The organism is Nocardioides sp. S5 (assembly GCF_017310035.1).
In the GTDB taxonomy this organism is placed as follows: Bacteria; Actinomycetota; Actinomycetes; order Propionibacteriales; family Nocardioidaceae; genus Nocardioides.
The window spans coordinates 2,211,448-2,233,184 of the sequence record NZ_CP022296.1; the positions used below are offsets into that span (position 1 = coordinate 2,211,448).

The following is a 21,737-nucleotide window of genomic DNA, read 5'->3' on the forward strand; positions in this document are numbered from 1 at the left end:
TGAGTGCGAGTGGAACAGTAGTACACGGGTCGCGCGGGGCCAAAATCGGGTCCCCGGTTCCGCGTGTTCGAGGGGCTCGTGGGGTGCGTGGGGCGGCCCTAGAGTGGCGCCATGCGCGTATGGCTGAACGGCGACCTGATGCCCGACCCGACCCGAGGAGCCGTGACGGTCACCGACCACGGGTTCACCGTCGGTGACGGTGTCTTCGAGGCGGTGAAGACGCTGCACGGCGTGCCGTTCGCGCTGACCCGCCACCTCGCCCGGCTCGAGCGCTCGGCCGCCGGGCTGGGACTGCCCACCCCCGACCTCGACGCCGTACGCCGCGGCGTTGAGGCGGTCGTGGTCGGCGCGGAAGACGACCCGATGGGTCGCCTGCGGATCACCTTCACCGCGGGCCCGCACCCGATGGGGTCGGGGCGCGGCGGCGGCCCGCCGACGCTCGTCGTCGCCTACGGCCCGCTCGAGCCCGCGCCGCCGGCGACCCGCGTCGTGACCGTCCCGTGGACCCGCAACGAGAACGGCGCCACCGCGGGCCTCAAGACCACGTCGTACGCCGAGAACGTGATCGCGCTCGCGCATGCCGCGGAGCACGGCGGGACCGAGGCCGTCCTCGCCAACACCGCCGGGGACCTGTGCGAGGGCACGGGCAGCAACGTCTTCTACGTCGTGGACGGCGAGCTCCGCACACCCAGCCTGGCCTCGGGCTGCCTGGCCGGGGTGACGCGCGCGCTCGTCGTCGAGTGGTGCGGCGCGCGGGAGGTCGACGAACCTTTGACGGACGTCCTCGAGCGCTGCAGCGAGGCGTTCCTGGCCTCCACCACCCGCGACGTGCAGGCCATCGCCCGGTGGGACGACCGGGACCTGCCGGCCCCGGGCCCGGTCACGCTGGCCTGCGCGGAGACGTGGCGCAGCCGCGAGGCTGAGACGATGGACCCGTGAACCTCCCTGTTCCATCCCTCGACCCGTCCGTCTCGGCCCGACTGCGCCACACCGCGGAGGGACTCGTCCCCGTCGTGGTGCAGCAGCACGGGTCCGGCGAGGTGCTGATGCTGGCGTGGGTCGACGACGAGGCGCTGGCCCGCACGCTCGCGACCGGGCGCGCGACGTACTGGTCCCGCTCGCGGCGCGAGTACTGGGTCAAGGGCGAGACCTCCGGCCACACCCAGCAGGTGAAGGAGGTCCGCCTCGACTGCGACGGTGACACCCTCCTCTTCGTCGTCGACCAGGTCGACGGTGCCTGCCACACCGGCGACCGGACGTGCTTCGACGCCGACCTGGTCCACCGGTTCGATGGCTGAGCGGACGCAGGGGCGAGCGAGGTTCGGCCCGGTCGTCCTCGGCGGTGTCGCCGCTGCCGGGCTCTCCGCCGTGGCCGGCAGCAAGCCGTGGGTCGCCGGCCGGTCCGGCAGCGTCGACACGGCGGCCGACTCCGCGATGGCGTCCGCGCTCTCCCTCGACAGCGTCCAGGAGTCGCCGCTGGCCGCTGCCCTCGCGCTGGTCCTGCTGGCGTGCTGGGGAGTCCTGCTCGTCACCCGCGGTCGGGTCCGGCGGGCGGTGTCGGTGCTGGGCCTCGTCGCCGCCGTGGGCATGACGGCGACGGTCGTCGAGGCGTATCGGAGCCTGCCCGACAAGCTCGCCGACGCGCTGCTCCGCGCGTCCGGCACCGACACGGTCGCCACCGACCTCACGGGCTGGTACGCCGCCGGTGCCGTCGGGGCGCTGCTGAGCGTCGCGGCGAGTGCCGCCGCGGTCGCTCTCGTGCCCCGCTGGCCCGAGATGGGCACCCGCTACGACGCCCCCACGGGCGCCGGCGCAGCGGATGCCCACGACGCCGCGCCGAAGGAGAACATCGACATCTGGAAGGCCCTCGACGAGGGGCGTGACCCCACCGCCTAGACTTCGGCACGCAAGCGCAGATCCGACGAAGGAGCACTCCCCATGGCTGCTGGCCACGGCAACACCCCCGCTGCTTGGACCGCGGTGTCGATCGCGATGCTCGGCTTCGTGGTGGGCAGCGTCGCCCTGCTCCAGGTCCCGACCCAGATGACGCTGCTCTGGATCGGCCTCATCGTCGCGACGCTCGCGTTCCCGCTCTTCCTCGTGCTGTCCAAGCTCGGCTTCCACAGCTCCGAGCACTGATCCCGGGCCGGGCCGCGCCCGGTCCGACCTCTGGGCACCGGCCCCTCCCGGGCTGGTCCCGGGTGAGAGGGTTGTTGCATGCCTGCGACCGGTTCCGTGCTCGACGACATCGTCGCGGGCGTCCGTGAGGACCTCGCGCGCCGCGAGGCCGACCTCCCGCTGTCCGAGCTGCTCGCGCACCTCGCCGACGCGCCCGCGCCGCGCGACCCGATGCCGCACTTCCGCGCCCGCGGTTCGAGCGTGATCGCCGAGGTGAAGCGGCGCAGTCCGAGCAAGGGCGACCTCGCCGAGATCCCCGACCCGGCCGTGCTCGCGGCGGCGTACGCCCGTGGTGGTGCCGCGGCGATCTCGGTGCTCACCGAGGAGCGCCGCTTCGGTGGCAGCCTGGCCGACCTGCGGACGGTCCGCGCCGCCGTCGACACGCCGATCCTGCGCAAGGACTTCATCGTCGAGACCTACCAGCTCGTCGAAGCGCGCGCCGCCGGCGCCGACCTGGCGCTGCTGATCGTCGCGGCCCTCGACGACGACACGTTGCGCCGCCTCCACGACGAGGCCGGAGAGCTCGGACTCACCGTGCTGGTCGAGGTGCACGACGAGGCCGAGACCGAGCGGGCCATGGCGCTCGACGCGGAGCTGATCGGCGTCAACAGCCGCAACCTCAAGACCCTCGAGGTCGACGCGGGCGTCTTCGGTCGCCTCGCCCCCCAGATCCACGCCGACGTGGTCAAGGTCGCCGAGAGCGGCATCACCGGCGTCGTCGACGTCGAGCGCTTCGTCTCCGAGGGAGCAGGCGCGGTGCTGGTCGGCGAGGCACTGGTCAAGGACGGCGACCCCGAGGCCGCCGTACGTGCGATGACAGGAGTGACGGCACCGTGAGTCAGCAGACGACCCAGCCCGTGCAGTACGACGCCGACGAGCGCGGTTACTTCGGCCAGACCTGGGGCGGGCGCTTCATGCCCGAGGCCCTCGTCGCCGCGCTGGACGAGCTGACCGACGCCTGGCAGGACGCGATGGCCGACCCTGCCTTCGTGGGCGAGTTCGAGCGGGTGCTGCGCGACTACGCCGGCACCCCGAGCCGGCTCTACCACGCCGAACGGCTGTCGCGGACCGTCGGCGCCCGGGTGCTGCTCAAGCGCGAGGACCTCAACCACACCGGCGCCCACAAGATCCGCAACGTGATGGGCCAGGCGCTGCTCACCAAGCGGATGGGCAAGACGCGCGTCATCGCCGAGACCGGGGCCGGCCAGCACGGTGTCGCGAGTGCGACCGCCGCGGCCTACTTCGACCTGGACTGCACGGTCTACATGGGCGCCGTCGACACCCGCCGCCAGGCGCTCAACGTCGCCCGCATGCAGCTCCTCGGTGCCAAGGTCGTCCCCGTCGAGTCCGGCAGCGCGACGCTGAAGGACGCCATCAACGAGGCCATGCGCGACTGGGTCGCCAGCGTCGACCACACGGCCTACCTCTTCGGCACCGCGGCAGGCCCGCACCCGTTCCCGAGCATGGTCCGCGACTTCTGCCGCGGCATCGGCGACGAGGCGCGCCAGCAGTGCCTCGACCAGTACGGCGTCCTCCCGGACGCGGTCGCGGCGTGCGTCGGCGGCGGCTCCAACGCGATCGGGCTGTTCACGGCGTTCCTCGAGGACGAGGGAGTCGAGATCCACGGCTTCGAGCCCGGCGGCGACGGCGTCGAGACCGGTCGCCACGCCGCGACCATCCACGCGGGCGAGGCGGGTGTCCTGCACGGCGCGCGCACCTACGTCCTGCAGGACGAGGACGGCCAGACCGTGGAGTCCCACTCCATCTCCGCCGGGCTCGACTACCCCGGCGTCGGTCCGCAGCACTCCTGGCTCGCGGCCCTGGGTCGGGCGACGTACACGCCCGTCACGGACGCCCAGGCCATGGAGGCCATGGCGTTGCTGAGCCGCACGGAGGGCATCATCCCGGCGATCGAGACCGCGCACGCGGTCTACGGCGCCCTCGATGTGGCCCGCCGCCTGGGCGAGGAGAAGGGCCCCGACGCGACGGTCATCATCAACCTCAGCGGTCGCGGCGACAAGGACATGGGCACGGCCATCGAGTGGTTCGGGCTCGGCGACGCCGACGGCGAGGCCGAGCCGGTCATCGCGACGGCGCCGGGGGAGGAGGCCTGATGACCTCGACCACCACCTCGACCACCCAGGCGTTCGAGAAGGCCCGCGCCGAGGGCCGCTCGGCCCTCGTCGGCTACCTGCCCGCCGGTTTCCCGAGCGTCGAGGGCTCGATCACCGCGCTTCGCACGATGGTCGAGGCCGGGTGCGACGTGATCGAGATCGGCCTGCCCTACAGCGACCCCGTCATGGACGGGCCCACCATCCAGGCCGCCGCGCAGCAGGCGCTCGAGGGCGGCGTCCGCACGGCCGACGTCCTGCGCGTGGTCGAGGCCGTCGCCGAGACCGGCGTGCCGACCCTCGTCATGACCTACTGGAACCCGATCGAGCGCTACGGCGTGGAGCGGTGGGCGAGCGACCTGGCGAAGGCCGGGGGTGCCGGGATGATCACGCCCGACATCACACCGGACCACGGGTCGGCCTGGATCGACGCGGCCGACGCGCACGACCTCGACAAGGTGTTCCTGGTCGCCCCCAGCTCCACCGACGACCGGATCGCGATGACGGCCGCCGAGAGCCGCGGCTTCGTCTACGCCGCAGCCGTCATGGGCGTCACCGGTGCCCGTGACGCGAGCTCCGACCTCGCGGGCCCGCTCGTGGGACGGGTGCGCGCCAGCGGCGACATCCCGGTCGCGGTCGGCATCGGCGTCAGCAACGGCGACCAGGCGGCCGAGGTGGCGGCCTTCGCCGACGGCGTCATCGTCGGCTCGGCGTTCGTGCGCTGCCTGCTCGACCACGCCGGCGACGAGGCCGCGGGGATCGAGGCGCTGCGCGCGCTGACCACCGACCTGGCCGAGGGCGTACGCCGTGGCGCGAGGTAGGGCCCTCGCGGGACTCGCGCTGCTCGGGCTGCTGGCCGCCTGCGGCGGCGAGGCCGGAGCGGGACCGGGTGCGACGGGCGGGGAGCTCACCGGCACCGTGCTGGACCCGCCCTTCGAGGTCGACCCGACCCCGCTGGTCGACACCAGCGGAGCGGCGTACAGCCTGACCGAGGACACCGACAAGGACCTGACGCTGGTCTTCTTCGGCTACACCAACTGCCCCGACATCTGCGGCCAGGTGATGGCGACCCTCGCGGGCACGCTCGCCCGGCTCGACGACGAGCAGAAGGAGCGCCTCGACGTGGTCTTCGTGACCACCGACCCGGCCCGTGACACCGGCGAGGTCGTCGAGGACTACGTCAGCGCCTTCGACGACAGCATCGTCGGGGTGACCGGTCCGCTCGACGACATCATCGGCGTGGCACGGAGCATGGCGGTCGCGGTCGACCAGGGCGAGAAGCTGCCCAGCGGCGGCTACGAGGTCACCCACGGCACCCGGGTCCTGGCCATCGACGCCGATGACGAGTCCACCATGATGTGGGACCAGGACGTCTCCCAGGCCGAGCTCGCCGGCGACGTCACCCTGCTGCTCGACGAAGGATGAGTGCCACCATGCTGCCCCTGCCGTCCCCGATGGTGGTCCTGATGTCCATCCCGAGCCCGTCGCAGGGCGTGTGGCACCTCGGGCCGGTGCCGATCCGCGGCTACGCGCTGAGCATCATCCTGGGCATCGTCTTCGCCATCTGGCTCGGCGAGCGCCGCTGGGTCGCCCGCGGCGGCAAGGCCGGCGACGTGAGCGACCTCGCGATCTGGGCGATCCCGTTCGGGCTGGTCGGCGGCCGGCTCTACCACGTCATCACGGACTGGGAGCTCTACTTCGGGGAGGGCAGGAACCCGGTCACCGCGCTCTACGTCTGGCGAGGTGGACTCGGCATCTGGGGCGCGATCGCGCTGGGCATCGTGGGCATCTGGATCGGTGCGCGGCTGCGCGGGATCAAGCTCCTGCCGCTGCTCGACGCACTCGCCCCGGGCGTCCTGGTCGCCCAGGCGCTGGGACGCTGGGGCAACTGGTTCAACCAGGAGCTCTACGGCCGTCCGACCGACCTGCCGTGGGGCCTGGAGATCGACGTGGCCAACCGCCCGTCGCAGTACCTCGACGTCGCGACGTTCCACCCGGCGTTCCTCTACGAGTGCCTGTGGAACCTGGCTGCCTTCGCGGTCCTCATCTGGCTCGACCGTCGCTACCGCCTCGGGCACGGGCGCGTCGCCGCGCTCTACGTGATGCTCTACACCGCCGGACGCGGGTGGATCGAGAACCTGCGCATCGACGACGTGCAGATGGACGACGTCCTCGGCCTGCGGCTCAACGTGTGGACCTCGATCGTGCTCTTCGTCCTCGCAGCGATCTACTTCGCCGTCTCCGCCCGGCGCCACCCGGGCCGCGAGGAGGTCGTGCGCACCCCCGAGCCGGACCCGGACCCGTCCGAGGAGGACGCCGACGAGCGCTCCACGTCCGGTCCCACGGCCTGAAACACCCTGCGCCGGCGTCGTACGCCGGTGATAGGTTCCGTCTTGCTCGGGCCAACGTCGTCCCCAGCGGAAACGCCCACCCCCCGTGACCTGCCAGCTGCATGCACTGGTGCGCCGGGACGACGACGGGAGAACCAGTGTCTGTGAAGCACGCGTTCCCGCCGAACTTCCCTTCCCCGCAGGGTCTCTACGACCCGCGGCACGAGAAGGACGCCTGTGGTGTCGCCATGGTGGCGACCCTGACCGGTGAGGCCAGCCACGACATCGTGGCCAAGGCCCTCACCGCCCTGCGCAACCTCGACCACCGCGGTGCCGCCGGCGCCGAGGTCAACTCCGGCGACGGTGCCGGGATCCTGATGCAGGTGCCGGACGCGTTCCTCCGCGAGGTGACCGGCTTCGACCTCCCGCCCGCGCGGGCGTACGCCGTCGGCACCGCCTTCCTGCCCGGCGACGACGACGCGGTCGCCGCCACCCGTCGCCGCATCGAGGAGATCGCCGACGAGGAGGGCCTCGCGGTCCTCGGCTGGCGCGAGGTCCCCGTCGACGACTCCACCCTCGGCGCGACCGCGCGCAGCGTGATGCCTCGCTTCGTCCAGCTCTTCGTGGCCGGCAAGGGCGCGCGCGTGACCGGCATGGCGCTCGAGCGCCTGGCCTTCTGCCTGCGCAAGCGTGCCGAGTCCGAGACCGACGTCTACTTCCCGTCGCTGTCCGCGCGCACGCTCGCCTACAAGGGCATGCTCACCACCGACCAGCTCGACCGGGTCTTCCCCGACCTGACCGACGAGCGGGTCGCCTCGGCGATGGCGGTGGTGCACTCCCGCTTCTCGACCAACACCTTCCCGAGCTGGCCGCTGGCCCACCCGTTCCGATTCATCGCCCACAACGGCGAGATCAACACGGTCATGGGCAACCGCAACTGGATGCGCGCCCGTGAGGCGCTCCTCGAGAGCGACCTGATCCCCGGCGACCTCGAGCGGATCTTCCCGATCTGCACCCCCGGCGCCTCGGACTCGGCGTCGTTCGACGAGGTGCTCGAGCTGCTCCACCTCGCGGGTCGCTCGCTGCCCCACGCGGTGCTGATGATGATCCCCGAGGCCTGGGAGAACCACCGCGAGATGGACGCCCAGCGCCGGGCGTTCTACGAGTTCCACTCGATGCTGATGGAGCCGTGGGACGGTCCCGCGTGCGTGGTGTTCACCGACGGCACGCAGGTCGGCGCCGTGCTCGACCGCAACGGCCTGCGCCCCTCGCGCTACTGGGTCACCGACGACGGCCTCGTCGTGCTCGCGTCCGAGGTCGGCGTGCTCGACCTCGACCCCGCCACGATCGTCCGCAAGGGCCGGCTCCAGCCGGGCAAGATGTTCCTCGTCGACACCGACGAGCACCGCATCATCGAGGACGAGGAGATCAAGGGCCAGCTCGCCGCCGAGCAGCCCTACGACGAGTGGCTGCACGCCGGCCAGGTGCACCTCGACGACCTCGACGACCTCGAGCACATCGTGCACACCCACGCCTCCGTGACGCGACGCCAGCAGGTCTTCGGCTACACCGAGGAGGAGCTTCGCGTCCTGCTGAGCCCGATGGCCAACACCGGCGGTGAGGCGCTCGGCTCGATGGGCACCGACACGCCCATCGCCGCCCTCAGCGACAGGCCCCGGCTGCTCTTCGACTACTTCTCACAGCTGTTCGCGCAGGTGACCAACCCGCCGCTCGACGCGATCCGCGAGGAGCTCGTCACCTCGCTGAGCGGCTCGATCGGGCCCGAGGCCAACCTGCTGGACCCGACGCCCGCGTCGTGCCGTCAGATCGTGCTGCCCTTCCCGGTCTTCTCCAACGACGACCTGGCCAAGATCCGCCACATCAACCGCAACGGCGACATGCCGGGCTTCCAGGTGCACATCGTGCGCGGCCTCTACGACGTCGCCGGGGGAGGGGAGGCGCTCGCCGCCCGCCTCGACGAGCTGTGCGCCGAGGTCTCGGCCGCCATCGCCGACGGCGCGCGGATCATCGTGCTCTCGGACCGCCACTCCACCGCGGACCTGGCGCCCATCCCGTCGCTGCTGCTCACCGGCGCGGTGCACCACCACCTGGTGCGCGAGAAGACCCGCACCCAGGTCGGGCTGCTGGTCGAGGCCGGCGACGTCCGCGAGGTGCACCACGTGGCCCTGCTCGTCGGCTACGGCGCGGCGGCGGTCAACCCCTACCTCGCCATGGAATCGGTCGAGGACCTCGCCCGCGAGGCCTACTACGTCAAGGTCGACGCCGAGAAGGCCGTCACCAACCTCATCAAGGCGCTCGGCAAGGGCGTGCTCAAGGTGATGTCGAAGATGGGCGTCTCCACGGTCGCGTCCTACACCGGGGCGAAGATCTTCGAGGCGGTCGGCCTGTCGCAGGCGGTCATCGACCGCTACTTCACCGGTACGACGTCCAAGCTCGGCGGCATCGAGCTCGAGACGATCGCCGAGGAGGTTTCGCGTCGCCACGCGATGGCGTACCCCCGCGGCGGCATCGCACCGGCGCACCGCGAGCTGAGCATCGGCGGCGAGTACCAGTGGCGTCGCAGCGTGAACGGGGACGCCGAGCCGCACCTCTTCGACCCCGAGACGGTGTTCCGCCTCCAGCACTCCACGCGCACGGGCAGCTACGACATCTTCAAGCAGTACACCGACCGGGTGAACGAGCAGTCGCAGCGCCTGATGACCCTGCGCGGGCTCTTCACCTTCAAGGACGGCGTCCGCGAGCCGATCGACATCGAGGAGGTGGAGCCGGTCTCGGAGATCGTGAAGCGGTTCTCCACCGGCGCGATGTCCTACGGCTCGATCAGCAAGGAGGCGCACGAGACCCTCGCGATCGCGATGAACCGGCTGGGCGGCAAGTCCAACACCGGTGAGGGCGGCGAGGACCCGGACCGGCTCTACGACCCCGAGCGCCGCTCGTCGATCAAGCAGGTCGCCTCGGGCCGCTTCGGCGTCACATCGGAGTACCTCACCAACGCCGACGACATCCAGATCAAGATGGCGCAGGGCGCCAAGCCCGGCGAGGGCGGTCAGCTGCCCGGCCACAAGGTCTACCCGTGGGTCGCCAAGACCCGGCACTCCACGCCGGGCGTGGGCCTGATCAGCCCGCCGCCGCACCACGACATCTACTCGATCGAGGACCTGGCGCAGCTGATCCACGACCTCAAGAACGCCAACCCGTCGGCGCGCGTGCACGTCAAGCTCGTGTCGGAGGTCGGCATCGGCACCGTCGCAGCCGGTGTGTCGAAGGCGCACGCCGACGTCGTGCTCGTCTCGGGCCACGACGGCGGCACCGGCGCGTCCCCGCTCACCTCGCTCAAGCACGCGGGCGGTCCGTGGGAGCTCGGTCTGGCCGAGACCCAGCAGACGCTGCTGCTCAACGGGCTGCGCGACCGGATCGTGGTGCAGGCCGACGGCCAGCTCAAGACCGGCCGCGACGTCATGATCGCCGCGCTGCTCGGGGCCGAGGAGTTCGGCTTCGCGACCGCACCGCTGGTCGTCAGCGGTTGCATCATGATGCGGGTGTGCCACCTCGACACCTGTCCGGTGGGCGTGGCGACCCAGAACCCGGTCCTGCGCGAGCGCTTCAGCGGCCAGGCCGACTACGTCGTGAACTTCTTCCAGTTCATCGCCCAGGAGGTCCGCGAGCTGCTCGCCGAGCTCGGCTTCCGCACCCTCGACGAGGCCGTCGGCCGGGTCGGCACGCTGGACGTCGGCCGTGCGGTCGACCACTGGAAGGCCGCCGGGCTCGACCTGACGCCGATCCTCCACCAGGCCTCGCGCCACGGTGAGTTCGGCCAGTTCGAGGACCAGGACCTGCGCCACACGCGCAGCCAGGACCACGGCCTCGACAAGGCGCTCGACAACGAGCTCATCGCCATCGCCGCCCCGGCGCTGGAGTCCGGTGAGCCGGTGCGCGCCCAGGTCGCGATCCGCAACGTCAACCGCACCGTCGGCACGATGCTCGGCCACGAGGTGACCAAGCGCTACCGCGGCGAAGGGCTGCCCGAGGGCACGATCGACATCACCCTCACCGGCTCGGCCGGCCAGTCCTTCGGTGCGTTCGTGCCGCGGGGCGTCACGCTGAGGCTCGAGGGCGACGCCAACGACTACGTCGGCAAGGGCCTCTCGGGCGGGCGCATCGTCGTACGCCCCCACCGGTCCGCGACCTTCGAGGCCGGCGAGCAGATCATCGCCGGCAACACCATCGGCTACGGCGCCACGTCGGGCCAGATCTTCCTCAGCGGTCGTGCCGGTGAGCGGTTCTGCGTCCGCAACTCCGGCGCCAGCGCGGTCGTCGAGGGCGTCGGCGACCACGCCTGCGAGTACATGACCGGCGGCGTCGTCGTGGTCCTCGGCCCGACGGGGCGCAACATCGCGGCCGGCATGTCCGGCGGCTACGCCTTCGTCCTCGACCTCGACGAGGCCCGGGTCAACCCCGAGCTGGTCGACCTCTCACCGGTCACCGGCAAGGCGGTCGAGGAGCTGAGGAGCCTGGTCGAGCAGCACGCGGAGGAGACCGGCTCCGCCGTCGCCGCCGCGCTGCTGGCCGACTGGGACGCGTCGCTGGCGCGCTTCACCGAGATCATGCCGCGCGACTTCAAGCGCGTCCTCGACGCGCGCGAGGAGGCGCTGGCCGACGGCCTCGACGAGGACCAGGCCAACGCGCGCATCATGGAGGTGCTCCATGGCTGAGCGTCCCCACCACGACAGGTCCGAGCGGAAGAAGGTGACGCACGATGGCTGATCCCAAGGGTTTCCTCAAGCACGGCCGCGAGGTCGCCTCGCGTCGCGACGTCGCCGAGCGCGTGCACGACTGGAACGAGGTCTACCCCGACGGGGTCGGCCGCGCGCTCCTGCCGATCATCACCACCCAGGCCGGGCGCTGCATGGACTGCGGCATCCCGTTCTGCCACCAGGGCTGCCCTCTGGGCAACATCATCCCGGAGTGGAACGACCTGGTCTGGCGCGACGACTGGGACGGCGCGATGGACCGTCTCCACGCGACGAACAATTTCCCGGAGTTCACCGGGCGGCTGTGCCCGGCGCCGTGCGAGACCGCCTGCGTCCTGGGGATCAACCAGGACCCGGTGACGATCAAGAACGTCGAGGTCTCGATCATCGACCGCGCCTGGGGCTCGGGCTACGTCCGTCCCCAGCCGCCGGAGTGGCTCTCGGGCAAGACCGTCGCCGTCATCGGCTCCGGCCCGGCGGGCCTCGCCGCCGCCCAGCAGCTCACCCGCGCCGGCCACACGGTCGCCGTCTACGAGCGCGCCGACAAGATCGGCGGGCTGCTGCGCTACGGCATCCCCGAGTTCAAGATGGAGAAGAAGCACCTCGACCGGCGCCTGGACCAGATGCGTCGCGAGGGCACCGTCTTCCGTGCCGGCGTCGACGTCGGCGGCGACCTCACCGGCCCGCAGCTGCTGGCGCGCTACGACGCGGTCGTGCTCGCCATGGGCGCGACCGACGCCCGTGACCTGCCGACCGCCGGGCGCGAGCTCGGCGGCATCCACCAAGCCATGGAGTTCCTGCCCCAGGCCAACCGCGTCGCGCTGGGGGAGGCCCCGACGCCCGACGGCTCGGAGCAGATCCTGGCCACCGACAAGGACGTCGTCATCATCGGCGGCGGCGACACCGGCGCCGACTGCCTCGGCACCTCGATCCGCCAGGGCGCGCGCTCCATCACGCAGCTGGAGATCATGCCTCGACCCGGAGAGGACCGGCCCACGGGCCAGCCGTGGCCGACGTACCCCATGACCTTCAAGGTCTCCTCCGCCCACGAGGAGGGCGGCGAGCGGGTCTACGCCGTCTCCACGCAGGAGTTCGTGGGCGACGCCGACGGCAACGTCGCCGGGCTGCGCCTGGTCGAGGTCGACGCGAAGTTCCAGCCGGTCGAGGGCACCGAGCGCGAGATCCCGGCGCAGCTGGTGCTGCTCGCGATGGGCTTCGTCGGTCCGGAGAAGGCTGGCCTCGTCGAGCAGCTCGAGGTGGACCTCGACGAGCGCGGCAACGTCCGCCGCGACGAGTCGTACGCCTCCTCCGTCCCCGGCGTCTTCGTCGCCGGCGACGTAGGCCGTGGTCAGTCGCTGATCGTGTGGGCCATCGCCGAGGGCCGCTCGGCCGCGGCGTCGGTCGACGCCTACCTGACCGGCTCCACGACGCTGCCCGCGCCGATCAAGCCGCACGAGCGTCCGCTGGTCGTGTGAACTCCGCTGTAACGCCGGGTTACCAGCTGTACCCACCTGGACATGTCCGGGTGGGTACAGCGCCTCACCCGGCGTTACAGCGTGTCCACCAGCCGGAGCGTCCTTGCTTGGAACGATCCAAGTGCCGGTAGTGTGGCCCCGTGCGTAGAGCAAAGATCGTCTGCACCCTCGGTCCCGCGGTGAACACCCCCGAAGGGATCCGAGCCCTCGTCGACGCCGGGATGGACGTCGCCCGGCTCAACATGAGCCACGGCGCGTACGCCGACCACGAGGCGGTCTACCGCCTGGTGCGGCAGGCCTCCGACGACACCGGCCACGCGATCGGCGTCTTCGCCGACCTGCAGGGGCCGAAGATCCGGCTGGAGACCTTCGGCGATGGGCCGGTCAAGCTCCGCAAGGGCGCGACGTTCACCATCACCACGCGCGACGTGGTGGGCGACGTCCACCAGTGCGGCACGACCTACAAGGGACTGCCCGGCGACGTTGAGCCCGGCGACCCGCTGCTCATCGACGACGGCAAGGTCCGCCTCAAGGTCGTCTCCGTCGACGACACCGACGTGGTCACCGAGGTGGTGGTGGCGGGCAAGGTCTCCAACAACAAGGGGATCAACCTGCCGGGCGTGGCCGTCTCCGTGCCGGCCCTGTCGGAGAAGGACACCGAGGACCTGCGCTGGGCGCTGCACCTCGGCGTCGACTTCATCGCGCTGAGCTTCGTGCGGTCCGGCGAGGACGCCGCCGACGTGCGCAAGGTGATGGAGGAGGAGGACATCTTCGTCCCGATCATCGCCAAGATCGAGAAGCCGCAGGCGCTGGAGAACATCGACGCCATCATCGACGCCTTCGACGGCATCATGGTCGCGCGCGGCGACCTCGGCGTGGAGTGCCCGCTCGAGGACGTCCCGGTCCACCAGAAGCTGCTGGTCGACAAGGCGCGCGCCAACGCCAAGCCCGCCATCGTCGCCACCCAGATGCTCGAGTCGATGATCACCGCCCCCGCGCCGACCCGCGCCGAGGCCTCCGACGTGGCCAACGCCGTCCTCGACGGCGCCGACGCCGTGATGCTCTCGGGCGAGACGTCGGTGGGGGAGTACCCCATCGAGGCGGTCAGCACGATGGCACGCATCATCGCCTCCACCGAGAACCACGGCCTGTCCCACATGGCCGAGGTCACCTGGTCGCCGCGCACCCGCGGCGGGGTCATCGCCAAGGCGGCCGCCGAGGTCGCCGAGAGCATCGGTGCCAAGTACGTCGTCGCGTTCACCGCGAGCGGTGACTCCGCCCGGCGCCTGGCCCGCTACCGCGGCCACATCCCCGTGCTGGCCTTCACCACCACCGACCGCGTGCGCTCCCAGCTCTCGCTGACGTGGGGCATCGAGACCTTCAAGACCGGCGAGGTCGAGCACACCGACGAGATGGTCCGCCAGGTCGACGAGGCGCTCCTCGACATCGGTCGCGTCAAGGAGGGCGAGCTCGTCGTCCTCATCGCCGGCAGCCCGCCCGGGATCCCCGGCTCCACCAACGCGATGCGCATCCACCGGATGGGTGACGCGATCAACGAGGTGGCCCCGGCCTACCGCCGGCGCTGAGTCACGTCTTCGGGCCGGTGCTCGCTCGTGAGTGGCGGCACATGGCAAGCCGGGCCGTCACGCTGGCGGCACACGACATTGACACGGCATCGATCGTCGTCGTCTGCCGCCACCCTCGGGTGAGAGGTTGTCGGCTGCCGCCACCTTGGGGCGATGGTGGTCGCCCGGGACGCCACGAGGACACAGGGATGCTCGGGACTGGTGCCCCGGGTGAGATTCGAACTCACACTGGATGGTGTTTGAGACCACTCTCTCTGCCGTTGGAGTACCGGGGCTGAATCGGCTCCGAAACCCTATCCGACTAGCCTTGGAGGCGTGACGCAGCCTGCCGCCGCCCAGTCCGAGCCCACGCCGGTCGTCCGAGACGACGACCGCGTACGCCGTGTGGTGATCGCCGAGGACGAGGCCCTCATCCGCATGGACCTCGCCGAGATGCTGGGCGAGGAGGGCTACGAGGTCGTCGGCCAGGCCGGCGACGGGCAGAAGGCCATCGAGCTGGCCCGCGAGCTGCGCCCGGACCTCGTGATCCTCGACGTCAAGATGCCCGTGCTCGACGGCATCGCGGCCGCGGAGGTCATCGCGAGCGAGCGCATCGCCCCCGTCGTGATCCTCACCGCCTTCTCCCAGCGCGACCTCGTGGCGCGGGCGCGCGACGCCGGGGCGATGGCGTACCTCGTCAAGCCGTTCCAGCGCGGGGACCTCGTGCCCGCCATCGAGATGGCAGTCAGCCGCTACGCCGAGATCAGCGTGCTCGAGCAGGAGGTCTCCGACCTCCAGGAGTCCCTCGCCACCCGGAAGTCGGTCGACCGCGCCAAGGGCGTGCTGCAGGAGAAGCTCGGTCTCAGCGAGCCCGACGCCTTCCGCTGGATCCAGAAGACCGCCATGGACCTGCGCCTGTCGATGAAGCAGGTGGCCGACGGAGTGGTGGAGCACGGTCCGCAGACTGGTCCTGGCTCTTCCTGAGCCCGCACCGGTGATGGTGGGTCCCGACGGAGACTGAACTGTTACCAAGCGTGTCCGCCACTTGTGTCGTTGGAGACGCCGAGGTGGCTATGCTCCGGTCCGACGAGTGTCACTGGACACTCGCTTGACGGGAGTAGAGCGTTGCGACTGCGACTGTTGGCATGGTTCGCCGCTGGACTGGCCTTCGTGATGATGGTGCTGTCTCCGCTGGCTGCATTGGCGGACAGCACGACCGAGCCCACGGAGCCCACGTCGACCACGTCGTCGACGGAGGAGCCTGACGACCAGGCGGGTGACGACGAGCCGGTCGAGCCGCCTGACGGTCCCTACATCACGGTCGTCCTCCTCGACTCCGCGAACGACGACGCACCGATCGTCGGCGTCACGCTGACCGTGACGGCCGAGGACGGCACCGAGGTCGGCTCAGCCGTGACCAACGACGAGGGCCGGGTGATCATCGAGACCCCGGAGCGCGGCGCCTACGAGGTCGTCCTCGACGAGGACACCCTCCCCGAAGGGACCGAGCTCAGCGATCCCGACGACGCCTCGATCACCATCCAGGTGAGGTTCGACGGCCCGAACCCCGGGCTCTTCCCGATCGGGGTCGAGGAGGTCGTGGCGGTGCCCTTCGCCGACCGGCTGGTCACCGCCCTCACCTCGGGCGTCAAGTTCGGACTCATCGTGGCGCTGGCCGCGCTGGGCCTCTCACTGATCTTCGGCACCACCGGCCTGACCAACTTCGCCCACGGCGAGCTGATCACCTTCGGTGCGGTGATGACCTACGTCGCCAACCGCGGCTTCGGCCTGCCGGTGATCCTCTCCGGTGTCCTGGCCGTGGTGGTGTCAGCGCTGTTCGGCTGGGTGCAGGAACGTGGGCTGTGGCGACCACTGCGCAGACGTGGCACCGGTCTGATCGCGATGATGATCGTCTCGATCGGGCTCGGGCTCCTGCTCCGCAACTCCTTCCAGTACTCCATCGGGAGCGCGCGACAGTCGTTGAGCCAGTACGTCAGTCAGGGACGCCGCGACTACGGCTTCATCAGCCTGGCCGACAAGGAGCTGGCGATCATCGGCATCGCCCTGGTCACCATCACCATCTCCTGCGTGCTGCTGATGAAGACCCGCCTCGGCAAGGCCATGCGCGCCGTCTCGGACAACCCGGCCCTGTCCGCGTCGTCCGGCATGAAGGTCGACAGCGTCATCGGAGCTGTCTGGATCCTGGGCACGGCCCTCACCGGCCTCTCCGGCGTGCTGCTCGCCATCAACAGCCAGGTCAACTTCCTGATGGGGTTCAAGCTGCTCCTGCTGGTGTTCGCCGCGGTCACCCTCGGTGGCCTCGGCACCATCTGGGGTGCCCTCTTCGGGTCGATGATCATCGGGATCATGGTCGAGGTCGGTCCGCTGTTCGGCGTGCCGTCGTCGATCAAGGAGGTCGGTGCCCTCGTCGTGCTGATCCTGGTCCTGCTCCTGCGACCGCAGGGCATCCTCGGGCGTCGCGAGCGGATCGGGTGAGGCACATGAGCGACCACCGGCCACCCGTCCTGTCGACTCCTCGCGAACGGAGCACCTGCCCATGAGCGCCACGACCCACGAGGCGAGCACCGCACCCGCGCTGCGCCCCAAGCGGACCCACCCCGCGGCGATCGCGTCCGCGGTCCTCGGTGTGGCCGGCCTGACGCTCACCGCCGGCATCGCCTCGCCGTTCGCCCTCTGGAAGGGCCAGCAGGCGATCGCGGCGATCGAGGCGGACCCGGGCGACTACGAGGGACGCGGGCTCGCCAACCTCGGTCGGGTGCTCGGCCTCCTCGGCACCGTCCTGCTCGTCACCTGGCTGGTCCTCGGGTTCTTCACCAACGTGCTCCCCGTCGACATCGGGCAGGTCTTCAAGACCGCGCTGAACCAGGCCCTGGGCCCCAACGCGATCGTCTTCGCGCTCGCCGCGATCGGGCTCAACGTCCACTTCGGCTACACCGGGCTGCTCAACTTCGGGCAGGCAGGCTTCATGGCGGTCGGCGCCTACGGCCTCGCGGTGAGCGTCGTGACCTTCGACCTCTCGTTCTGGCCCGCGGTGGGGATCTCGTTGCTCGCCCCGGTCGTGCTCGCGATCCTCCTGGGTGTGCCGACGCTGCGACTCCGGGCCGACTACCTGGCGATCGCCACGATCGCCACCGCCGAGATCCTGCGCCTCACCTTCGGCTCGGTCGAGATGTCGGACACGCTCGGCGGGTCCAACGGGCTCACCGGCTACGCCGGCACGTTCCAGGACCTCAACCCCTTCGAGTCGCGCCTGGACCTCGGCTTCGTGGCGTTCAGCGCCCGCGACACCTGGTCGGTGCTCGTGGGATGGAGCATGGTCGCGATCTGCCTCCTCATCGTCTGGGCGCTGATGCGCAGCCCGTGGGGCCGCGTGCTGCGGTCGATCCGCGAGGACGAGGACGCCGTCCGCTCGCTCGGCAAGAACGTCTTCGCCTACAAGATGCAGGCGCTCGTCCTCGGCGGAGTGTTCGGTGGCCTCGCCGGCCTGTTCCTCGCGCTCAAGCAGGCGTCGGTCGTCCCGACCGACTACTCCACCAACGTGACGTTCTTCGCCTACACCGCCCTGTTGATCGGTGGTGCGGCACGGGTCTTCGGGCCGGTCGTCGGGGCGATGATCTTCTGGTTCCTGATCTCCGGTCTCGGTTCCTTCCTCGGCCAGGCGACCTCCGGCATCGACCCGCTCGTGCCGACGTGGATCATGGACAACACCCAGTCCAGCCTTGTCCGCTTCATCGCCACCGGGCTCGGCCTCATGCTGCTGATGATCTTCCGACCACAGGGGATCTTCGGCGACCGAAGGGAAATCGCGATCGATGAGCGCTGACACCGAGCCGACCCGGCCTCCCGCCGCCGCGTCGCGTCCTGACCTGAGCGGGCTCGAGGCCAGGCCCGGTGTGCCCAAGCCGGACCCCATCGTCAAGGGCGACGGCATCCGACGGACCTTCGGCGGCCTGGCCGCCGTCGACGTCGAGCACATCGAGATCCAGCGTGGCGTGATCACCGCCCTGATCGGCCCGAACGGCGCAGGCAAGACCACGCTGTTCAACCTGCTGACCGGGTTCGACATGCCCGACTCGGGCGAGTGGAGCTTCAACGGCACGTCGCTGCAGCGGGTCGCCCCCTACAAGGTCGCCCGGCTGGGCATGGTCCGCACCTTCCAGCTGACCAAGGTCCTGGCCAAGCTCACCGTGATCGAGAACATGCGCCTGGGCGCGACCGGCCAGCGCGGCGAGAAGTTCTGGTCGGCGGCGCTGCCGTTCCTGTGGCGCAGCCAGGAGGAGGCCAACACCACGCGCGCCGACGACCTGCTGCAGCGCTTCAAGCTCGACGCCAAGCGGGAGGACTTCGCCGGGTCGCTGTCCGGTGGGCAGCGCAAGCTGCTGGAGATGGCGCGCGCCCTGATGGTCGACCCCGAGCTGATCATGCTCGACGAGCCGATGGCCGGGGTGAACCCCGCCCTCAAGCAGTCCCTGCTGGGTCACGTGAAGTCCCTGCGCGACGAAGGCCGCACAGTGCTCTTCGTCGAGCACGACATGGACATGGTCCGCGACATCTCGGACTGGGTCATCGTGATGGCCCAGGGCCAGATCGTCGCCGAAGGCACGCCGTCCGAGGTGATGAGCAACCCGGCAGTGATCGACGCCTACCTCGGCGCCCACCACGACACGGACCTGACCGAGCTCGACGAGGACGAGCTGGAGTCGGAGGCCGCGGCCGAGCTCGACCACGCGGCACCGACGACGGCAGACGAGCACAGGAAGGACGCGCCATGAACGAGGCCGACAACACCACCAAGGAGCGCGAGGCTCATCTCGCCGCTGCCGGTGACGCCGTCCTGCGCGCCGACTCGCTGCGCGGCGGCTACCTCCCGGGGGTCGACATCCTCAACGGCGCCGACCTCTACTGCAACAAGGGCGAGCTCGTCGGCATCATCGGCCCCAACGGCGCCGGCAAGTCCACGCTGCTCAAGGCGTTGTTCGGGCTGGTCAAGGTGCGCACCGGGTCGGTGACCCTCGAGGGTCGCGACATCACCAACATGCGCGCCGACCAGCTGGTGACGGCCGGCATCGGCTTCGTCCCGCAGTCGAACAACGTGTTCCCCAGCCTGACCATCGAGGAGAACCTCGAGATGGGCTGCTACCAGGCTCCCAAGAAGTTCTCCGAGCGCTTCGACTTCGTCACCGACATCTTCCCGAGGCTGGGAGACCGCCGCAAGCAGCGGGCAGGCTCCCTGTCCGGTGGTGAGCGTCAGATGGTCGCGATGGGACGCGCGCTGATGATGGCGCCGTCGGTCCTCCTCCTCGACGAGCCCTCGGCGGGTCTCTCGCCTGTCCTCCAGGACGAGGTGTTCGTGCAGACGCGCAACATCAACCGGGCCGGTGTCTCGGTGATCATGGTCGAGCAGAACGCCCGCCGGTGCCTGCAGATCTGCGACCGCGGCTACGTCCTCGACCACGGCCGCAACGCGTACACCGGGACGGGCAAGTCCCTGGGCAGCGACCCGAAGGTCATCCAGCTCTACCTCGGCACGCTGGGTGCCGCTGCGAGCTAGTCCGCCAGCAACGACGACGGCCCGGGATCCTCGATCCCGGGCCGTTCGTCGTTCCTGCGGTCGTTCGACACCTGGAACGACCTCCGGCCCGAGACCGTGAGGTCTCGGGCCGGAGGCTTCGCTCAGGTGCTGATGCGGTCAGACCGGATCAGATCTCGCCCTCGATGTAGTCGACAGGAGCGATCTGGTTCTTGGCGTCGTACTCGTAGATGCCGATCGAGGCAGCCGTCGGGCTGCCCGTCTCACCGAGCTCGATGGGACCGGAGGCACCGTCGAAGTCGATGTCCTCACCGGCCTCGAGGAGCTCGACACAGGCGGCGAAGTCCGTGCACTTCTCGCCGCCCTCGGTCACGCCCGGGATCTCGAGCGCCAGGGCCTCGGCGTTGTCGCTCTCGGCCGCGACAGCCGCCAGCGCGGAGACGATGACCGCGTCGTAGGACTCAGCCGCGTAGGCGAACGAGTCGAGGTCGGGGTCGACCTCGAGGAGACGGTCCTGGAACTCACCACCACTGTCGGCGCCGGGGATGGTGCCCTTGGTGCCCTCGAGCGTGCCGCGCGGGAGCGGCGTGGAGCCGGCCGGGCTGTAGTCAGCGGTGTTGCCGTCGACGAAGTAGGTGTCGATGTCCTGCGGACCGGCACCGGCGGTGATCAGCTGCGGGATGATCGTCGCGGTCTCCTCGAAGCCGATCAGCACGAGCGCGTCGCCACCGGCGGCGGCGATCTCGTCGACCTGGGAGTCGAACGACTGGGCGTTCTCGCCGTAGAAGACCGTCGCGGCGACCGAGCTGCCGGCACCCTCGAGGTTCTGCGTGATCTGGTCGACGAGGGTCTCGCCGTAGGCGTCCTGTCGCGACAGGATGGCGACGTTGGACTTGCCGTCCTGGATGAGCAGGTTGGCCATCACCGCACCCTGGAGGATGTCGGAGGGGGCCGTGCGGAAGTAGAGGTCCGGCTCGGCGTAGTCGCCCTCGTCGAAGGCGGTCGAGGTGTTGGCGGGCGAGAACATCACGCGACCGGCAGCCTGGATGGCGTCGATGACGGTGAGCGAGACGCCGGACGAGGCTGCTCCGACGATCACGTCGGACCCCTCGGCGATCAGCTGGTCGGTCTCGGCCGGCGCGATGCCGGAGTCGGCGTCACCGGAGTCGCCGCGCACGTGCACGACGTCCTGGCCGAGAACGCCGCCGGCCTCGTTGATCTCCTGGACGGCGAGGTCGACGCCGGCGAACTCGGGCGGGCCGAGGAACGCGAGGCTGCCGGTCTCCGGGAGCAGCGACCCGAAGGTCAGCGTGCCGTCACCCTCGGGTGCAGCGGACTCGGTCTCCGAGGTCTCGCCGCCGGCGTCGGGGGTCTCGGTGTCGTCGCCATCGGATCCGCAGGCAGCGAAAACGAACAGGCTGGCGACGGCCGCGGCCGCGACACGGGTACGTCGGTTGGTGGTGCGCTTCATGCGTCCTCCGGTTCTTGCCGGCTCCGGTCGGAGCCATGGGGCTTTGACGGAACGGTAGTGCGGACGACTCTCATGGGCGAGCATGTTGGCGCAACTCCGCGGTTCGTAGCCGTTTCGTTACCTCGGGGAGGACTTCCCCTCGGTCGGCTGCGGGACGCCCGACCACTGGCGTGGGTCCGGAGCGGGACCCACCTCGGCGTAGCGGGGACGGGAGCCCGGGCGATAAGGTCGCCCGGGTGTGGTGCCGGGACAGGCCGGTGGGGGCCACACTGAACGTGCTCCAG

At 70.5% G+C, this 21,737-nt stretch carries 18 protein-coding genes and 1 tRNA gene; 17 read left to right on the forward strand and 2 right to left on the reverse strand.

The annotated features are described in order from the left end of the window. Window positions 1-111: 111 nt before the first annotated feature. From CFI00_RS10990 to pyk, 12 genes are all read left to right on the forward strand, one after another. Entirely contained in the window at window positions 112-939 is an 828-nt protein-coding gene (locus tag CFI00_RS10990) for an aminotransferase class IV (RefSeq protein WP_207085169.1), read from the forward strand. Beyond that, window positions 936-1,298: a phosphoribosyl-AMP cyclohydrolase gene (gene hisI, locus CFI00_RS10995; protein ID WP_207085170.1), complete on the forward strand. Its 363-nt coding sequence runs from the start codon at window positions 936-938 to the stop codon at window positions 1,296-1,298. Before CFI00_RS10990 ends, hisI begins: the two co-directional genes overlap by 4 nt. Beyond that, window positions 1,291-1,896: a Trp biosynthesis-associated membrane protein gene (locus tag CFI00_RS11000; protein WP_207085171.1), complete on the forward strand. Its 606-nt coding sequence runs from the start codon at window positions 1,291-1,293 to the stop codon at window positions 1,894-1,896. The genes hisI and CFI00_RS11000 overlap by 8 nt, the downstream gene beginning before the upstream one ends. A 42-nt stretch (window positions 1,897-1,938) precedes the next feature. Continuing rightward, window positions 1,939-2,139 (forward strand): HGxxPAAW family protein, encoded by a 201-nt coding sequence (locus CFI00_RS11005; protein ID WP_207085172.1) that lies wholly within the window; start codon window positions 1,939-1,941, stop codon window positions 2,137-2,139. A 78-nt stretch (window positions 2,140-2,217) separates the two neighbouring features. Beyond that, window positions 2,218-3,015 carry an indole-3-glycerol phosphate synthase TrpC gene (gene trpC / locus CFI00_RS11010; RefSeq protein WP_207085173.1) on the forward strand — a complete coding sequence of 266 codons (798 nt, stop codon included), beginning with the start codon at window positions 2,218-2,220 and terminating at the stop codon, window positions 3,013-3,015. Continuing rightward, window positions 3,012-4,292: a tryptophan synthase subunit beta gene (gene trpB, locus CFI00_RS11015; protein WP_207085174.1), complete on the forward strand. Its 1,281-nt coding sequence runs from the start codon at window positions 3,012-3,014 to the stop codon at window positions 4,290-4,292. Before trpC ends, trpB begins: the two co-directional genes overlap by 4 nt. Then, window positions 4,292-5,110: a tryptophan synthase subunit alpha gene (gene trpA, locus CFI00_RS11020; RefSeq protein WP_207085175.1), complete on the forward strand. Its 819-nt coding sequence runs from the start codon at window positions 4,292-4,294 to the stop codon at window positions 5,108-5,110. Before trpB ends, trpA begins: the two co-directional genes overlap by 1 nt. Continuing rightward, complete coding sequence (locus CFI00_RS11025; protein WP_207085176.1) at window positions 5,097-5,714, forward strand: SCO family protein; 618 nt, start codon at window positions 5,097-5,099, stop codon at window positions 5,712-5,714. Before trpA ends, CFI00_RS11025 begins: the two co-directional genes overlap by 14 nt. 8 nt (window positions 5,715-5,722) lie before the next feature. Beyond that, a complete protein-coding gene (lgt, locus tag CFI00_RS11030; protein WP_242532793.1) occupies window positions 5,723-6,640 on the forward strand; it encodes a prolipoprotein diacylglyceryl transferase in 918 nt (305 codons plus the stop codon). A 137-nt stretch (window positions 6,641-6,777) separates the two neighbouring features. After that, complete coding sequence (gene gltB / locus CFI00_RS11035; protein ID WP_277988372.1) at window positions 6,778-11,352, forward strand: glutamate synthase large subunit; 4,575 nt, start codon at window positions 6,778-6,780, stop codon at window positions 11,350-11,352. A gap of 44 nt (window positions 11,353-11,396) precedes the next feature. Then, on the forward strand, window positions 11,397-12,866 hold the full coding sequence (locus CFI00_RS11040) for a glutamate synthase subunit beta (protein WP_207085178.1): 1,470 nt from the start codon (window positions 11,397-11,399) through the stop codon (window positions 12,864-12,866). A gap of 140 nt (window positions 12,867-13,006) precedes the next feature. Then, complete coding sequence (gene pyk / locus CFI00_RS11045) at window positions 13,007-14,452, forward strand: pyruvate kinase (protein ID WP_207085179.1); 1,446 nt, start codon at window positions 13,007-13,009, stop codon at window positions 14,450-14,452. Window positions 14,453-14,651: 199 nt separating this feature from the next. On the opposite strand, the gene CFI00_RS11050 is transcribed toward pyk, so the two are convergent. Further along, a tRNA-Leu gene (locus CFI00_RS11050) sits at window positions 14,652-14,727 on the reverse strand. Window positions 14,728-14,836: 109 nt separating this feature from the next. On the opposite strand from CFI00_RS11050, the gene CFI00_RS11055 reads away from it, so the two are divergent. From CFI00_RS11055 to CFI00_RS11075, 5 genes are all read left to right on the forward strand, one after another. Further along, window positions 14,837-15,415 (forward strand): response regulator, encoded by a 579-nt coding sequence (locus CFI00_RS11055; RefSeq protein ID WP_277988377.1) that lies wholly within the window; start codon window positions 14,837-14,839, stop codon window positions 15,413-15,415. 141 nt (window positions 15,416-15,556) lie between these two features. Beyond that, entirely contained in the window at window positions 15,557-16,927 is a 1,371-nt protein-coding gene (locus CFI00_RS11060) for a branched-chain amino acid ABC transporter permease (RefSeq protein ID WP_207085180.1), read from the forward strand. Window positions 16,928-16,988: 61 nt separating this feature from the next. Next, entirely contained in the window at window positions 16,989-18,275 is a 1,287-nt protein-coding gene (locus tag CFI00_RS11065; protein WP_207085181.1) for a branched-chain amino acid ABC transporter permease, read from the forward strand. Next, on the forward strand, window positions 18,265-19,224 hold the full coding sequence (locus tag CFI00_RS11070; protein WP_207085182.1) for an ABC transporter ATP-binding protein: 960 nt from the start codon (window positions 18,265-18,267) through the stop codon (window positions 19,222-19,224). Before CFI00_RS11065 ends, CFI00_RS11070 begins: the two co-directional genes overlap by 11 nt. After that, a complete protein-coding gene (locus CFI00_RS11075) occupies window positions 19,221-20,003 on the forward strand; it encodes an ABC transporter ATP-binding protein (protein WP_207085183.1) in 783 nt (260 codons plus the stop codon). Before CFI00_RS11070 ends, CFI00_RS11075 begins: the two co-directional genes overlap by 4 nt. 148 nt (window positions 20,004-20,151) lie before the next feature. Here CFI00_RS11075 and CFI00_RS11080 read toward each other — a convergent pair whose 3' ends face one another. Continuing rightward, a complete protein-coding gene (locus CFI00_RS11080; protein WP_207085184.1) occupies window positions 20,152-21,453 on the reverse strand; it encodes an ABC transporter substrate-binding protein in 1,302 nt (433 codons plus the stop codon). Between the last annotated feature and the right edge of the window lie 284 nt (window positions 21,454-21,737).

Excerpts from the sequence above, each read along its gene's own strand:
- CFI00_RS11005 (WP_207085172.1), top strand. The coding sequence starts at position 1,939 with ATGGCTGCTGGCCACGGCAACACCCCCGCTGCTTGGACCGCGGTGTCG.
- trpC (WP_207085173.1), top strand. The coding sequence starts at position 2,218 with ATGCCTGCGACCGGTTCCGTGCTCGACGACATCGTCGCGGGCGTCCGT.
- CFI00_RS11070 (WP_207085182.1), top strand. The coding sequence starts at position 18,265 with ATGAGCGCTGACACCGAGCCGACCCGGCCTCCCGCCGCCGCGTCGCGT.
- CFI00_RS11080 (WP_207085184.1), bottom strand. The coding sequence starts at position 21,453 with ATGAAGCGCACCACCAACCGACGTACCCGTGTCGCGGCCGCGGCCGTC.
- CFI00_RS11075 (WP_207085183.1), top strand. The coding sequence starts at position 19,221 with ATGAACGAGGCCGACAACACCACCAAGGAGCGCGAGGCTCATCTCGCC.
- lgt (WP_242532793.1), top strand. The coding sequence starts at position 5,723 with ATGCTGCCCCTGCCGTCCCCGATGGTGGTCCTGATGTCCATCCCGAGC.
- CFI00_RS11065 (WP_207085181.1), top strand. The coding sequence starts at position 16,989 with ATGAGCGCCACGACCCACGAGGCGAGCACCGCACCCGCGCTGCGCCCC.
- CFI00_RS11040 (WP_207085178.1), top strand. The coding sequence starts at position 11,397 with ATGGCTGATCCCAAGGGTTTCCTCAAGCACGGCCGCGAGGTCGCCTCG.
- trpA (WP_207085175.1), top strand. The coding sequence starts at position 4,292 with ATGACCTCGACCACCACCTCGACCACCCAGGCGTTCGAGAAGGCCCGC.
- CFI00_RS10990 (WP_207085169.1), top strand. The coding sequence starts at position 112 with ATGCGCGTATGGCTGAACGGCGACCTGATGCCCGACCCGACCCGAGGA.
- CFI00_RS11000 (WP_207085171.1), top strand. The coding sequence starts at position 1,291 with ATGGCTGAGCGGACGCAGGGGCGAGCGAGGTTCGGCCCGGTCGTCCTC.